At 40.4% G+C, this 16,528-nt stretch carries 13 protein-coding genes; 10 read left to right on the forward strand and 3 right to left on the reverse strand.

The features are described from left to right. The first annotated feature begins 85 nt into the window (after positions 1–85). The 6 genes from J7338_RS10840 to J7338_RS10865 all read left to right on the forward strand — a co-directional run bounded on the left by J7338_RS10840 (position 86) and on the right by J7338_RS10865 (position 7,375). Positions 86–718 carry a PilZ domain-containing protein gene (locus J7338_RS10840; RefSeq protein WP_210797095.1) on the forward strand — a complete coding sequence of 211 codons (633 nt, stop codon included), beginning with the start codon at positions 86–88 and terminating at the stop codon, positions 716–718. Between the two features lie 87 nt (positions 719–805). Continuing rightward, positions 806–1,861 (forward strand): agmatine deiminase family protein, encoded by a 1,056-nt coding sequence (locus J7338_RS10845; protein ID WP_210797067.1) that lies wholly within the window; start codon positions 806–808, stop codon positions 1,859–1,861. Next, positions 1,858–2,751 carry a carbon-nitrogen hydrolase gene (locus J7338_RS10850; protein ID WP_145233544.1) on the forward strand — a complete coding sequence of 298 codons (894 nt, stop codon included), beginning with the start codon at positions 1,858–1,860 and terminating at the stop codon, positions 2,749–2,751. Before J7338_RS10845 ends, J7338_RS10850 begins: the two co-directional genes overlap by 4 nt. Before the next feature lie 44 nt (positions 2,752–2,795). Beyond that, the gene (gene mfd, locus J7338_RS10855; RefSeq protein ID WP_210797068.1) at positions 2,796–6,269 is read left to right on the forward strand and encodes a transcription-repair coupling factor; all 3,474 of its coding nucleotides are present in this window, start codon (positions 2,796–2,798) and stop codon (positions 6,267–6,269) included. Further along, the gene (locus tag J7338_RS10860; RefSeq protein WP_210797069.1) at positions 6,269–7,105 is read left to right on the forward strand and encodes a peptidoglycan binding protein CsiV; all 837 of its coding nucleotides are present in this window, start codon (positions 6,269–6,271) and stop codon (positions 7,103–7,105) included. The genes mfd and J7338_RS10860 overlap by 1 nt, the downstream gene beginning before the upstream one ends. Positions 7,106–7,123: 18 nt before the next feature. Continuing rightward, positions 7,124–7,375, forward strand: a complete 252-nt coding sequence (locus J7338_RS10865; RefSeq protein WP_210797070.1) for a DUF3862 domain-containing protein — start codon at positions 7,124–7,126, stop codon at positions 7,373–7,375. Between the two features lie 169 nt (positions 7,376–7,544). Here the strand turns inward: J7338_RS10865 and J7338_RS10870 are convergent, their stop codons facing one another. The 3 genes from J7338_RS10870 to J7338_RS10880 all read right to left on the reverse strand — a co-directional run bounded on the left by J7338_RS10870 (position 7,545) and on the right by J7338_RS10880 (position 12,784). Continuing rightward, positions 7,545–8,900 (reverse strand): hypothetical protein, encoded by a 1,356-nt coding sequence (locus J7338_RS10870; RefSeq protein WP_210797071.1) that lies wholly within the window; start codon positions 8,898–8,900, stop codon positions 7,545–7,547. A gap of 113 nt (positions 8,901–9,013) precedes the next feature. After that, positions 9,014–11,704, reverse strand: coding sequence for a TonB-dependent receptor (locus J7338_RS10875; protein WP_210797072.1), 2,691 nt, complete (start codon positions 11,702–11,704; stop codon positions 9,014–9,016). A 657-nt stretch (positions 11,705–12,361) separates the two neighbouring features. Beyond that, on the reverse strand, positions 12,362–12,784 hold the full coding sequence (locus J7338_RS10880; RefSeq protein WP_210797073.1) for a hypothetical protein: 423 nt from the start codon (positions 12,782–12,784) through the stop codon (positions 12,362–12,364). A gap of 338 nt (positions 12,785–13,122) precedes the next feature. Here J7338_RS10880 and ccoN point away from each other — a divergent pair, with 338 nt between their 5' ends. Genes ccoN through ccoP form a run of 4 tightly spaced genes read left to right on the forward strand, consistent with a single transcriptional unit; the run spans position 13,123 to position 16,397 of the window. Continuing rightward, positions 13,123–14,556 (forward strand): cytochrome-c oxidase, cbb3-type subunit I, encoded by a 1,434-nt coding sequence (gene ccoN / locus J7338_RS10885; RefSeq protein WP_210797074.1) that lies wholly within the window; start codon positions 13,123–13,125, stop codon positions 14,554–14,556. A 12-nt stretch (positions 14,557–14,568) separates the two neighbouring features. After that, a complete protein-coding gene (ccoO, locus tag J7338_RS10890; RefSeq protein WP_210797096.1) occupies positions 14,569–15,243 on the forward strand; it encodes a cytochrome-c oxidase, cbb3-type subunit II in 675 nt (224 codons plus the stop codon). A 6-nt stretch (positions 15,244–15,249) separates the two neighbouring features. After that, on the forward strand, positions 15,250–15,435 hold the full coding sequence (locus J7338_RS10895; protein ID WP_210797075.1) for a cbb3-type cytochrome oxidase subunit 3: 186 nt from the start codon (positions 15,250–15,252) through the stop codon (positions 15,433–15,435). Continuing rightward, positions 15,432–16,397: a cytochrome-c oxidase, cbb3-type subunit III gene (ccoP, locus tag J7338_RS10900; protein WP_210797076.1), complete on the forward strand. Its 966-nt coding sequence runs from the start codon at positions 15,432–15,434 to the stop codon at positions 16,395–16,397. The genes J7338_RS10895 and ccoP overlap by 4 nt, the downstream gene beginning before the upstream one ends. Positions 16,398–16,528 lie beyond the last annotated feature (131 nt).

Consider the following 16,528-nt stretch of genomic DNA (forward strand, 5'->3'; position numbering starts at 1 on the left):
TTTGCCCTTTTTTATGGTAATTTGATAACTAGCAATTTTATACTGTCGGCGCTACTATTAAACTATTGCGTCGAGGAGCCTTATGATGAATAGTGAAAAATTAACCGAGTTTGAGCAGTACTTTCAGATTGATGAAAGTAATCGAGTAAATTTATTTGCTGTTGACGATAGCAAAGTGCCTACTACCTTAGCGCAACTAGAAGCAGATATCCCACCGTTATTTAAATTGGCCAATGAGGTTAGTGAATTAGAGCAAAGCTCGTTAAGACCATTGCGTAGCCTTGGTGATTTGGCACAAGAGCTTGCCGTATTTTTACAAGCACAATCGCGTAAAATCGACTTGATCATGAGCCATATATTGGCCTCAGAGCAGCCCGAAGATAACGCCATTTATTGTGATAGCTACGGCGGTGGCGGTGTCAAACTAACCGATACAAAAGTCTACTCTATTGGCCAAGCATTTCGCACTAAATTATTTTTACAGCATGAAGCCTCTGCTATTTATTGTTACACCGAGGTAGTTGCGGTTAATAAGATTGACGATGAACACTACCAATACACCCTACTTTTTAAAGCCGTCCGCGATACTGATCAAGAACTTGTGGTACGTGCTAGTTTACATGCACAAACCAGACAACTGAAAAAGCGTCAGCTGCTGCAACATGAAAGCGACAACTTTGATAACCAAGACACAACAGAGCCAACAAAACCAGAATAATATAGCTACTAGCAACCCTCATTTTGAAGTGGCTTGGCTATAGTTGAAATGCTAAACTAATAGCACCTTTGTTTGTTTATTAAATTCATGAACTTTAGACTTTTACCCGAATGGGCTGAGCAAGACGCCGTTATGCTCACTTGGCCACACCAAGCCACTGATTGGTGCGACAATTTAACCGCTGTAGAGCCTGTATACGTGCAATTATGTCAGCATATTTGTAATGCAGAGCAATTAGTGATCATCGCTCATGATGAAGCCTTAAAAACACACATTAGCCAATTATTGCGCAACAACGCTGTTGATTTGAGCCGCGTGCATTTTGTTGTTACTCCCTGTAACGATACGTGGGCACGTGATCATGGCCCATTAACCTGCGCCGCAGTTGCTGATAATAGCCAACTAAAAATTGTTGATTTTATCTTTAATGGCTGGGGTAATAAATTTACCAGTGAATTAGATAATAAAATTAATGCGGTACTGGTTAAACAACTTGCCGATACGCGCAATCAATACCAAGCGCTTGATTTGGTTCTTGAAGGTGGCGGTGTAGAGATTGATCAACACGGTGTACTATTGACCACCAGTGAATGTTTGCTTAATCCAAATCGTAATCCAGACCTAACCCAACAAGACATTGAACAGTGCTTGCGTGAACAACTTGGCGCCACCGACTTTTTATGGGTTGATCATGGCTATTTAGCTGGTGACGATACCGACAGTCATATCGACACTTTAGTGCGTTTTGCGCCCAATGATACCTTAGTGTATGTAAAGTGTGATGATAAAAATGACCAACACTTCAGCGCTCTTGATGCCATGGAAAAGCAGTTGCAAGGTTTTAAAACAACAACAGGTAAACCTTATACCTTAATTGATTTACCATGGCCAAAAGCCGTATTTAATGATGATGGCGACAGGTTACCTGCCACCTACGCAAATTATTTAATCATTAATGGAGCTGTACTTGTGCCTATTTATGCTGATGCCAATGACGAATTAGCCTTAGCACAAATTCAAACGGCCTACCCTGAGCATCAAATAATAGGCGTAAACTGCTTACCAATTATTCATCAATTTGGTAGTTTACACTGCATTACTATGCAATTACCCCGTGGATTTTTAGCTGGAGCATCATTATGAGCAGCCCTGCAAATTTAACCGTTGCCTTAGTGCAGCAAAGTAACAGTGATAATGCCGCACAAAACATGGCAAAATCAATTGCCGGTATTCGCGATGCCGCAAGCCAAGGCGCACAACTGGTGGTGTTACAAGAATTACATCGCAGTCTGTACTTTTGTCAAACCGAAGATGTTGATGTATTTGATTTGGCAGAGACTATTCCTGGCCCAAGTAGCGACACTTTAGCTGAGCTTGCAAAAGAATTAAGCATTGTTATTGTTGCCTCTTTATTTGAAAAACGTGCCACAGGGCTTTATCACAATACTGCGGTAGTGCTTGAAAAAGACGGCACAATTGCGGGTAAATACCGTAAAATGCATATCCCTGACGATCCAGGCTTTTACGAAAAGTTTTATTTCACTCCGGGTGATTTAGGTTTTGAACCAATTCAAACTTCTGTCGGCAAACTTGGTGTCTTAGTGTGTTGGGATCAATGGTTTCCAGAGGCTGCGCGTTTAATGGCAATGGCCGGTGCTGAACTATTAATTTACCCAACCGCAATTGGCTGGGATCCACGTGATGACGAAGGCGAGAAAACACGTCAAAAAGATGCGTGGGTAATATCGCAACGCGCACATGCGGTTGCCAATGGCGTACCCGTGATTAGTTGTAATCGTGTCGGTCATGAAAGTGATCCAAGTGGTCAAAGTGAAGGTATTCAATTTTGGGGTAACTCGTTTATAGCGGGTCCTCAAGGTGAACTGCTAGCAGAAGCCAACAACACTGATGAGCAACTGTTACTTGTTGAACTTGATCAAAAGCGTTCTGAAAATGTAAGACGCATTTGGCCGTACCTACGCGACCGTCGTATAGATCATTACCACGATTTAACCAAAATATATCGCGATTAAGAATAAATTAGCGCCTCAGTTGAGGCGCATTAAAGGAGTAGTAAATGGCGTTTGCGCAATGGGCAGCCTTGCCTTGGGTAAAATCTCAAAAAGATAAAATTCAATGGGGGCAACTCACTGGCAGTGGTTTAAGTATTGCCATTGCACAAGGGGTTAAACAACAAGCTGGCTTAGTGCTTATTGTTACCCCTGATACACCCAGTGCATTGCGCCTTGAAACAGAGTTGGAGTGCTTGCTACCCGAGCATCCAGTAATGATATTCCCTGATTGGGAAACGTTGCCTTACGATCATTTCTCACCCCATCAAGATATAATTTCATCGCGCTTAGCCACCTTAAATACTTTAAAGAAAGAACAACAAAGTGTATTAATTGTGCCTGTGTCTACCTTGATGCTACGTACCGCCCCTGCTTCGTTTATTTATGGTTCAACCATTAATTTTAAAGTCGGTGATATTCTCGATACCCACAAACTTCGCAGTAACTTAGAGCAAGCAGGCTATTTGCATGTGCAACAAGTCATGGAGCATGGTGAATACGCCATTCGTGGCTCGATTGTTGATTTATATCCAATGGGCAGTCCGCATCCATTTAGACTCGATTTTCTTGATGACGAACTTGATACCATTCGTTTATTTGATGTTGAAAGCCAACGCTCGGATGAAAAAGTCGATAAAATTGAATTACTACCTGCTCATGAGTTCCCTACCAACGAAGCCGATATTGAACGATTTAGAATAAACTACCGTGAAAAATTTGGTGCCAGCTCATCGCAAGATTCCGTGTATATGCAAGTGACCAAAGGCAATTGGCCTGCTGGTATCGAATATTATATGCCGCTGTTTTTTGAGCAATTAGCCACTATCTTTGATTACCTGCCAGATACTGCAACAGTGATGCAACTGGGAGATTTAGAAGATGCTGCGGAGCATTTTTGGCATGATATTAATGTGCGTTATGAAAACCGTCGAGTCGATCCACTGCGCCCGTTACTTGAGCCAGTTGCACTTTATCAACCCATTAATGAACTGTTTGAAAATTTAGGCAACTTTGCTCGCATTCGGTTATCGCAAGCAAAACTCGCGACAAAAGCAGGCAATAAAAATCTAGTCACCAGCGAGTTACCCGCAATACGCATTGATCATAAACTACATGAATCCTATCAAGCATTTATAAATTATGTAGCAGCGCAAAAGAAACAAAAAGGCCGTATCTTACTGTCAGTAGAATCCGATGGTCGCCGTGAATCTCTGCTCGCTATACTTAAACCCAGCGGCTTAAAGTTTAAAGAGTTTTCATCATTCGATGAATTTGTAAATAGCAGTAGCGATGTTGGCTTAATTGTCAGCCCACTAGAACAAAGTGTAGTACTTGGTACAAAGCCCGCATTATCCATAGTTACTGAACAAGAATTACTTGGCATTAAAGTATCGCAGCGTCGCCGTCGTAAACATAAATACGAAGCTAGCCAAGATGCGCTCATCCGTAACTTAGCTGAACTTAAAGTTGGCCAACCGATTGTGCATTTGGATCACGGTGTAGGTCGCTATCAAGGCTTGCAAACGATTGATGCGGCAGGTCTGATCACTGAGTTTGTAACCATTACCTATGCTAATGAAGCAAAATTGTATGTGCCAGTGTCAGCCCTGCATATGCTCAGTCGTTATTCTGGTGGCGAAGAAGCCAGTGCACCGCTACATAAACTGGGATCTGATGCGTGGGAAAAAGCGAAAAAACGCGCGGCTGAAAAGGTACGTGATGTGGCCGCTGAATTACTCGATATTTACGCCCAACGTCAAGCAAAACCGGGGAATGCATTTGCCCTTGATGGTGCTGCTTATCGGGTATTTAGTGATGGGTTTCCATTTGAAGAAACTGACGATCAGCGTAACGCTATCGAAGCTGTGCTAGGTGATATGCAAAGTAAACAAGCCATGGACCGACTGGTCTGTGGTGATGTTGGCTTTGGTAAAACTGAAGTTGCGATGCGCGCCGCTTTTGTTGCTGTAAACGACAATAAACAAGTAGCCGTTTTAGTACCAACTACCTTACTTGCACAACAACACTTTGAAAACTTTAAAGACCGCTTTGCCGATTTACCCATCGAAGTCGGTGTACTGTCTCGCTTTAATTCACCCAAAGAGCAAAAAGACACCCTAGAAAAAATGGCCAAAGGCACCTTAGATATTGTTATTGGTACACATAAGCTGATCCAAGCCGATATTATATTTAAAGATCTTGGCTTACTGATTGTTGATGAAGAACACCGCTTTGGGGTTCGTCAAAAAGAAAAAATCAAATCCTTACGTGCAGATGTCGATATATTAACCCTTACCGCCACACCTATCCCACGTACTTTAAATATGGCCATGAGTGGTATGCGCGACTTATCAATCATCGCGACCCCTCCTGCTAAACGTTTAGCGGTGAAGACCTTTGTTCGTCAGCGCGATGCAGATTTGATCAGAGAGGCGGTATTACGTGAAATAAAACGCGGTGGCCAAGTATACTTTTTACATAATAACGTTGAAACTATTGACCGCGTGGCAGAAGAAATTAGTGAGTGGGTACCTGAGGCAAGCGTTGCTTCTGCCCATGGCCAAATGCGCGAACGCGATTTAGAGCAACTAATGAGCGAATTTTACCACCAGAAATACAACGTACTCGTATGTACTACCATCATTGAAACGGGAATTGATATCCCTACAGCCAACACAATTATTATGGATAGAGCCGATAAACTAGGCTTAGCGCAGTTACATCAGTTACGGGGCCGTGTTGGACGAAGCCACCACCAAGCTTATGCTTATTTATTAACCGGCAATCCTAAAGGGCTGTCGAAAGATGCCGTTAAACGCCTTGAAGCCATCGAGTCACTGGAAGATCTAGGTGCCGGCTTTGCACTCGCAACCCACGATTTAGAGATCCGTGGTGCTGGTGAGTTGCTTGGTGATGATCAATCAGGACAAATGCAGAGCATCGGCTTTAGCTTATATATGGAAATGCTTGAGCAAGCTGTGAAATCTCTTCGTGAAGGCAAAGAGCCTACCCTTGATAACTTGCTACAACAACAAAGTGAAGTGGACTTAAAGTTAGCCGCATTACTCCCTGAAGATTATATTCACGATGTAAATGCGCGACTAGGTATTTACAAACGGGTTGCCAGCTGCGCTAACCTAGATGATATGGACGAATTACAAGTTGAGCTAATTGATCGCTTCGGTCTGCTGCCTGATGCAACTAAAAACCTATTTAGTTTGCAACAACTGAAACTCAAAGCCAGCGAATTAGGCATCAAAAAAATTGAAGCAAATCCAAAAGGTGGCTATTTTGAGTTTAATCAACATACTAAGGTTAACCCTAGCTTCATTATAGGTTTGATACAAAGTGCACCTAAGGTGTATAAAATGGATGGTGCAAATAAGTTGCGCTTTGCGATCAATGAGGCGAATGCCCGCGAACGCTTAAGAATGGTCACTGCAATGATTGCAGATTTCGAAAAAAAGGTTAGCCATTAATGTTGCTTAAAAAATCTCTTATCCTACTGTGTTGTGTATTTAGTAGCACAGCATTTGCAGAACGTTGGTTTGAAGTAGAAGTACTGATATTCAAACAGCGCCCTGCCCCTTATTTGCAAGAGGATTTTAGCTTAGACAAAGAGCCAATTAAGGCTAAGCGCAGCGTTGATTTACTGACACCACTTTATACGGCGCAAGCTAAACAGGAGTGTATCAACGGCGACACTCGCTTTAATTCGCAGTCATTAACCGATTCTGTGATTGGTGCCAGTCGCTCTAATTTATGTGATGACAGTATTGACTACCTACACAGTTACTCAGCACTTCCACTTAGCCCAATAGCGCCTGCTAAAGATGATATGGAGCAAACCTACTTACTTGCTCCCGCACAGCTACAATTTATATCACAACAGCAAGAGCTGGTGCGAAAAGGACTCAAGCCTATACTTCATACAGGATGGCGCTTTGAAGGTGCGAGCCAATCTCGCTCTGAAAGCATTAAACTGTTTGGCGGTAAATTATTGCACGCACCAATAATTGCGCAAACACCACAATATACTACTAATAACTTTATTAGTTTAGTCAGCGCCAATCAGCGCATCGCACCCGCAATTGAGAAAAATGCAGATCAATGGGAATTAGATGGTACTTTTAATATTTACTTGCGCCATTATTTATTTATTAATGCCAGCTTTGATGTAAGTGAAGTCCAAGCCACAGGTGAAATCCAACACGCTAGGTTTTCACAATTCAAACGGGTTATAAGTGGCGACATTCATTATTTTGACCATCCTAAAATGGGCATGATTGTACAAATTAGAAAATTTAACCACTAAATAAAGGAAGATGACCGAATGAAAAAACTTTTAATCATTGCAGCAGCGCTTGGTCTTGCGGCCTGTTCAAAAGTAAGTTTAGAAAATTACGAAAAAATTGAAATTGGCATGGACAAAACCGAAGTTGAAGCAATCTTAGGCAGCGCTGATAATTGTGTTGAAAAAACCCTGCACACAAATTGTACATGGGGCGATGACAGTAAAAATATTGAAATCACCTTAGTGTCAAACAAAGTCTCTTTATATAGTAAAACTGGTTTAGAAAAATAAACCATTGCAGTAGGTAGTAACGATGTTGCCACCTACTGATAGTTATTTACCAATAAACAAGATAATGACTGGTTGGGCCATTCTGGAAATCAGAAAGCGCATATAATTCCCTCTCAAACTGTGTAAAAAAGCGAGATAATACCTGATAGATAAAAATCGCCGGTAATATTTATTCCATTTCGCTATAAATAAGCTCAATACTAACAATTTTACTTCTATTTAAAGTGATCTTATAACGCTGATACTTTATCTCTTCGTCATTCTGATATGAAAGCACTACATTTAGCTGATAGCGTCGCTCTACACTTTGTTTAGATATTTTATTATTATCAAGATGATACAGTTTACCTTCGCCTTTTTTTAAGTTCCGCACAAACGCCGCTAAACTAAATTGTAAGGTCTGTTGCAAGCTATCATAACCAGGTAAGAACTCTTTTGCATTAACCCGAATTTCACTGGCAAAGTGCAGCCATTGCGCTGCTTGTTTATTTTGTTGACGTCGTTTTGAAAATATTTTTCGTACATCCTCTGGAATATGTTTAAAGCGTGTATATTCAAGCCAGATGTATTGTGTAGCTATTTTATCTTTGGTTACACTATTTCGAAATTGAAACCGCCATTTTGGCCGACCTTTCACAATAGCTCGCCAAATAACTCGTGTTATATCTTCTTTAAAAATTTCCCGCATCCCGTAAATAGCGCCTAAAATGATCACTAATGTCGCAGTCACTTCGGTAAACGAGATCCGCGCATTCAGTACTACAACCATAACAAACGCCATTATAATTGCTGTGACGGTTCCTTTAACCAATCGTTTTAAATAACTATTGAGGTAACGAGTATTACGATTTAACACCACACCATGCTCAATCAAACGCTGTAAAAGACGCATTTTATTGGTGATCCGGTTTGCATCCTGAAGGGTTGATTCCGAGTTATATTGCAGTCCCTGACGGTAATCTTGCTCAGCTTTACAAAAATTCATCAGATCAGTGCGCTCTTTTGCATAATCACTACTGCGCGGCCCTTCATCAAGCAGTTTCAAAAATGACTGCTCTATGTGCCAACTTAAATAGTTATCTGCGTTAGTATAAAACGAAATCAGTTTTTCATCGTCTGGGGTGTAACGTCTTAATTTTTTTAGTAGGCTTTGGCTTTGTTCAGATAATTCAATAGCGCGCTGATAAAACTCATCAACTTCTTCAATCTTCAATGTATCTTTGATATCAGTATCAATCGCCAAGCGGACTTGGTAACAATACAAATTGAGGTTTTGCCGATAATCTTGTTGTTCGCCTTTATTTTTACTAACAAAGCGACTACGTACTAAAGGTAAATGGATATTATTGGCGTTATACGCTAAATACGACTTGAAGTGGTTATTAAAATACGATTCTTCTGTTAACGTTTGCGGATTGATGCCCATTTCATTGGGGATAGAAAAATACATGTCGATACGCTGCTCAGCACGAGGGCTCAGCTCTGGTTCGATAATAAAGGATAAATTTTCATCCTGCCTTAACAATCAACTCTCCAAATTAATTTTGCTCACTATATTTTACTGCCTTTTTTCATTTGTTCAATAAAAAAAGACCTAGTAAAAACTAGGCCTTAGATAAAATCAAAGTTACTTACTGATTAAAGTTTAACATTCACACCAGCAAAGAAACGACGACCTAATACATCATATGTGAACGGATCAGTATTTGAGCTGTAGTTACCTGAGTAATAAGGTGGTTGTTTATCAAATAAGTTATTTACTCCAGCAGAAATACTTACGATATCATTTATCATATATGAGCCACTTATATCGTGATATACAATAGATGGAGTCGTTGGTGCAATACATTCACCTGGTTCATCACGACATGTAAAGCTATCCATTCCGGCAATATAACGTGCTTCATATGTAGCATCCCAGCTATCACTGCTTGCTGTAAGGTGGAAGTTTGACTTAAGATCTGCATAACCACCGCTACCATTTGTAACGTAGCCTTGGTAATCAATCACAGCACCTGTGTCTACTACATACTCGTCTAAATATGTTGTATCTAAGCCTGCTTTCCAAGCTACACCTAATGCATCAAATGAATACGCTAAGTTTAAATCAATACCAGATGTTTTTTCTGAACCGATATTACGCAATTGGTTATTAAATACTATACGACCATCTGTACGTATAAATGCACCGGTATTTTCACACAGTGTAGTACCTGTACCGCTAGGATTAATACATTGATCAACAACGAATTGACTGGTGTAAGTGCTGATCGCATTTTCAATTTCAATATCGTAGTAATCTACCGTCATTGAAAAGCCGCTAATCCACTCAGGCTCATACACGATACCAAATGTGAATGTATCGGCTTCTTCTGGAGTTAGAGCTGTATTACCACCAACAGTAACTTCTGCTTGATCGTCTGCACCAGGGTAAGTTACACCATCATAAGATATTGCTTTACCTGAATACAATTCATCAACAGTAGGAGCACGGAAAGCCGTTGAACGCACAGCACGCATCATTAGCTCGTCTGTTACTCTCCAAGTTAAACCTAACTTCCAAGTATTATCTGAACCAAATGTGCTGTAATCAAAAGCACGAATTGCCGCACTTAGTTCAACACTTTGCGCTAGAGGTGCATCTGCTAATAATGGAATTGCAAATTCCACATAAGCTTCATCAACATCAAAGCCGCCACTTGTTGGATCGATACGAGGATCGTTACCTAGACCTTGCGCAGCAATTGAATCAGGATCTTGCCATGCTTTTTCTTGACGATGCTCTACACCAGCGGCAAATGCAGCATAACCTGCAGGTAGTTCAAACATCTCACCAGACAGTGAACCAGCAACGATAAATAACTGGCTGCCACCTGATTCTTGTTCTTTGTAAATATAAGGATTTACATTTGCTTGAGCCCAATCAGCTTCATTCAAAGGATTAAATGTGCCATCAACTACGGCCGCTTTTAACGCTGAAACATTGTGTAGATTGCTGGTTTTACTTACTGAATCGTTACGGCCAAAGTTTGCAGAAAGATCCCAAGAGTAATCGTTAATTACACCTTCAGCACCAACAACTATGCGCACGGTATCTACAGTTTGGGTGTAGTTACGAGTACCACTTTCGCTCATACGGCGACGATAGCTAATTTCGTCACCTTTAGCGTAGTTTGTTGGCGTTGTAACATACTTACCATTTGCATCTTTTACAAACGCATTATTAACAACTTGACGTTTATCATACGTTTGGCCTAATAGGCTATTGCCCATAGTGCTTGGATCGTAGTTAAATGCAAAGTTAATTGGTTGTGGAGCTAGCTGCTGCTCTGACCAACGTTTAGTATAAGTGAATTCACTGAAAAAACTTGTATCGTCAGAAAGTTCATACGTACCAAGACCCGTAATATTTAAACGATTCATTGGTGTATATAAATAGCTACTTTTTGAGTAGTTGTATGCATCAGCTGCTGTTGTGTAGCGATGTAAAGTACCGCCTAGTCCACTTAAGCCACTGTCGTTAGCAACACCCGTTTTTTCTAATTCACCATCTTTATTTAAGATATTAGCCGTTACATTACTTTGAATGTGTCCACCTTCGCTAAATGAAGAACCACCACAATATAGGCCATTTGCGCCTTCTAGTAGTGGGCAGCTTGAGAAGTCACGGTCACTTTGGCTTGCTTGGCCACGATTAGTGTACTGAGCACCAAAAACAATGTTACCTTTATCAAAAGAAGTACCAACTGTAAAATCAATTGAATTTTCAGTTGCATCATGCTTTGAAGTCATTGCAGTGTTTACATTTAAATCTAAACCTTCAAAGTCATTTTTAAGGATTATGTTTACAACACCTGCCACAGCATCAGTACCGTAAACAGCAGAAGCACCATCTTTAAGTACTTCAATTTGCTTGATCATTGATACTGGAATAGTGTTTAAATCAACGGTAGACGCTGCACCAGTCCCTGAGTTGATCATACGACGACCATTAACAAGCACTAAAGTACGTTGAGATCCTAAACCGCGAAGGTTAATCGATGCGTTACCGCCAGATCCATTATTAACACCAGGGTTTGTCATTGCGCCGCCTGTAGCGGTCATCTTTTGTAATACGCTATCAATGCTTGTTGCACCCATTGCTTTAATATCATCGGCGCCAATTAATGTAACTGGGCTAGCGGTTTCCATATCTGAACGCTTAATGCGAGAACCCGTTACTTGAATTTTTTCGATAGTTTGCGCCGCATTTTCAGCTGCTGCTACTTGCATTGTTGAAAACATAGGAATAGCTGTGACAACAGCTAAGCCAATCATAGATTTTTTCATGTGAAACCCTACTTGTTGGAGAAATACCTTGCTCAGGTAGCGCTCGTTTTATTTGAGAATATCGAGTCAGCGATGGCAACTTAGGCGGATTTAACTGAACGAAATCTGAATGAGAGGTCAATAATTACCTTTTCAATTATTGATAATCCTGCAATAGGTACGTTAGTTAATGAATGTTTCATTGTTAATCAGTTAATACATATTCAATTCAATATATTACATTTAACATGAAACACTTTAAACACCTATGAAATCAAACCAACTAACTTTGTAATTATATGTAATTACTGTACAAAAATACCCAAATCAGAAAAATTAACAAGTTAATCACATGGTTTTATTAAAACTGCAAAACTGACCAACAACTGCTAACCATAGTTATGCAATAATTTTGCGCATTTAAGCTCTATACAGCTTTTTTAATGGCAATATAATGCTGTTGCTCTTTGTTCAGTGCAGCCTAATGTAAAAATAAGGTGGTTTTATGCGCACTCTGTAAATTTAACTGAAAATATAACAAAGCAAGCTAATAAAAGGTGGCAAAAATGGTGTTTCGATAGGTAGTATGATCGATAAAGGAGGTCGCAACTAAATAACCTGAGCTTGGGTCGTTAACCTCTTAATTAACACTCAGGTTTAATATAAATTAAACAGATATCAATAAGTCGCATCAAAGTAATAATATACATGCTTAAGTTGGCCTTGTTGATTTTTAACTTCCAGTGTCAATTTCCAGGTCATATTACGCTCAGAACAAATGCCAACCATACTTTGAGCAACATAAATATCATTACGCGGCTCAAACAACACCGGAATATAACCCATATACATAGTGATACCTTCAAGCTTAGCGCTGTGTACTAACATTGTACTTGGTAACGATAAGTTTATTTCAAAAGGTGTCTCTGGTGTTATTTGTTGCTCACTCAACCAAATTTTCACCTGATTATCATACTCGCATAACTGATTTGGCTGACAACTTGCACCTTGGATTTGCTCTTCTATACTTAGCGGTTGTGGGCCACATGCCATTAACATGTTTAATGCACTTAAAAACACTACTAAAAGCTTAATTGGCATAGTATTCCTTAGAGAAATTAAAGGCCGATACTAATCAGCGTACCGTTAAAATACAACCACTGAACTAAATTCTTACGTAAATGTACAAAAGTGTGTCAAAAAATAGCCAACTGCATGAGAAAAATTGATTGATGTCATAATTTTATGCAATTGACCTATCTTTTTTAGGTCAAAAAATTTATCATTTCCCTGCAAAAATAAGGGTTTCTCGAGTTTGTTTTCTGAAGCAGTCAAGGTATTGAGGGTTTTTGATAACATACTTGAGAAAAATAGTAGGCCCCACTTAATAAAGTGGGTAATTCATTTCTAAACGCATTTATTGCAGCGGAAGCCAGATAATGAGCCAAACAGTAGCATCACAAACTGAGTACAACTATAAGGTTGTACGCCAATTCACTATTATGACAGTGATTTGGGGCATCGTTGGCATGAGTATTGGGGTTCTGATTGCTGCCCAATTAGCTTGGCCAGCACTTAACTTTGATATACCATGGTTAACATACTCTCGACTTCGTCCGTTACACACGAACGCAGTTATTTTCGCATTTGGTACAAGTGCACTATTCGCGACATCATATTATGTTGTGCAACGTACTTGTCAAACGCGCCTTCTCTCCGATAAATTAGCAGCCTTTACTTTTTGGGGCTGGCAATTAGTTATTGTCCTCGCTGTTATCACATTACCATTAGGTATGACCAGTACTAAAGAATACGCAGAGCTTGAGTGGCCAATTGATATCTTAATTGCCATTGTTTGGGTAACTTATGCGGTTGTGTTCATGGGCACTATAGCTAAACGTAAAGTGTCACACATCTATGTAGCTAACTGGTTCTATGCCGGCTTTATCATTACCGTTGCAGTATTGCATGTTGTTAACAGTATGGCTGTACCTGTATCCCTAACTAAATCATATTCAATTTACGCAGGTGCTGTAGATGCCATGGTTCAATGGTGGTACGGTCATAACGCTGTAGGTTTCTTATTAACGGCTGGTTTCTTAGGCATGATGTATTACTTCGTACCTAAACAAGCGGGTCGTCCTGTATATTCATACCGCTTATCAGTGGTTCACTTTTGGGCATTGATTTCACTGTATATTTGGGCTGGTCCTCACCACTTACACTACACCGCGCTTCCTGATTGGACGCAAAGTTTAGGTATGGTGATGTCAATCATCTTATTTGTTCCATCTTGGGGTGGTATGATTAACGGTATCATGACGTTATCTGGCGCATGGCATAAATTACGTACCGATCCGGTACTGCGTTTTCTAGTTGTATCATTGTCTTTCTATGGTATGTCTACCTTTGAAGGTCCGATGATGGCAATTAAATCTGTGAATGCTCTTTCTCATTACACTGATTGGACTATAGGTCACGTTCACTCTGGTGCATTAGGTTGGGTTGCAATGATTTCTATCGGTGCGATTTACCATCTTATCCCTGCGTTGTTTTCGCAAGGCCGTATGTACAGCGTGAAACTCGTTAATACACACTTCTGGCTACATACTGTTGGTGTTGTACTTTACATTGTAGCAATGTGGATTTCAGGTGTTATGCAAGGTCTAATGTGGCGCGCAGTAAATGCTGACGGTACATTAATGTATACCTTTGTACAATCACTGCAAGCATCACATCCTTTCTATGTTATGCGCTTCTTAGGCGGTGTGTTCATCGTAGTAGGCATGCTGGTTATGGCTTATAACGTTTATCGTACTATTTCTGCGAAGAATGATTCGTTGAAATTAGATGCGCAAGCACAGTTAGCATAACGGAGTGAGATGATGAGCAATAATAATTCACAAAACAAACATGAAATAGTCGAAAAAAATATCGGCCTTATGGCTATCTTGACTGTTTTTGCTATCAGCTTCGGCGCATTAGTAGAAATCACTCCACTGATGTTCCAAGACGATACAACTAAGCCTGTTGAGGGTTTACGCCCTCTTAATGCGCTTGAAATTGAAGGCCATGACATCTATGTACGTGAAGGTTGTCATACCTGTCATACACAAATGATCCGTCCTTTCCGTGACGAAGTTGAACGTTACGGTCACTACTCAGTAGCAGGTGAGTCAGTATGGGATCATCCTTTTTTATGGGGTTCTAAGCGTACCGGTCCTGACCTTGCTAGAATTGGCAAGCGTTACTCAGATGACTGGCATTATGCTCACTTGGTAGATCCGCGTGCAGTGGTTCCTGAGTCAAACATGCCAGGTTTCCCTTGGTTAGCAGAGGATCGAGTTGATACTAGCCTTACTCTGAAAAAGCTTAAAATTTTTCGTGATACATTTGCTATTAACCCAGAAAACCCGGCACATCCAGGTTTAGGGTATGGTAGCGATGAAGAACTAATCGCTGATGTTGCCAAGGTTGATGCAATGAATAACGGTAAAGGTGCAACAGAAATGCAAGCCCTTATCGCTTATTTGCAACAACTTGGCACACACTTGAAGTAATAAATTATGGATTACGGAACATACAGAGGCATTTTAACTCTGGTAATTTTAGTACTATTTATTGTCATTGTTGTGTGGGCATATAGCAGGCGTAGTAAAACACGTTTTAAAGACGCTGCTAATGCCATCTTTGAAGATGAAAAAACACACAAGGATACAATCTCTAACGAGGAAAAGGGGTCTGAGAAATGACTAGCTTTTGGAGTATATGGGTTATTGTATTAACCCTATCGTGTCTTTTCATTTTGTTTGGTTTGCTCGTATGGAACTTAAAAAACTATACAGGCGTTAAAGAAGGTGAAAGCTGCGGACACGAATTTGATGGTATTGAAGAACTAAATAACCCGCTACCTAAGTGGTGGACTTACATGTTCTTTGCAACATTCGCATGGTCAGTTTATTACTTAGCAGCATACCCAGGTTTGGGTAATTGGGAAGGTTTAGGTAAGTGGACAAGCTCTAATCAAGGTATTACCTCTTTAGCAGAGTCTAAAATGGCTGTTGAAGAGGCACAGGCTGAAGGTCGCTTTGTTAAACTTGATGCTGAATACCGCGCGGCAGATGAACGCTTTGGTCCGATCTTTGAAGCATTTGCTCAGCAAGACATTGAAACACTTGCTACAGATGAAAAAGCGCTTGAGATTGGTCAACGTTTGTTTGCCCAAAATTGTTCTCAGTGTCATGGCTCTGATGCCCGGGGTGGCCAAGGCTTCCCTAACTTAACTGATAAAGATTGGTTGTACGGCGGTACGCCAGATAAAATCAAAGAAACGATTTTACATGGCCGTATTGCTGCTATGCCACCGTGGGGGGCTGCACTAGGTGAGCAAGGCATTAAAGAAATGACCGCTCATGTACTCAGCTTATCGGGTCGTACAGTTAACCAAAAAGACGCTGCCGCTGGCGCAGCTAAGTTTGCAATGTGTGCCGCGTGTCATGGGGCTGACGGTAAAGGTTCAGTTGCACATAACTTACCATTTGGTGCACCTAACTTAACTGATAACACCTGGCTATATGGTGGTTCTCAACGAGCTGTTGAAGAAACACTTAACAACGGTCGTGCTGGTGTTATGCCTGCATGGAAAGACATTTTAGGTGAAGATAAAATCCATCTACTAACCGCATACGTTTATAGTTTATCGCAAGATAAATAACTAAAACGTTAATAAAATGTTTATATTTTAATGTATTAATTCAATAGATTAATGCAGATCAAAAAAGCCTCCATCTGGAGGCTTTTTTTTAGTCTTTTCAATTTAAATCCTATAAAATGCCCTTATCGTAA

Source organism: Pseudoalteromonas ostreae (assembly GCF_018069805.1).
GTDB lineage: Bacteria > Pseudomonadota > Gammaproteobacteria > Enterobacterales > Alteromonadaceae > Pseudoalteromonas > Pseudoalteromonas ostreae.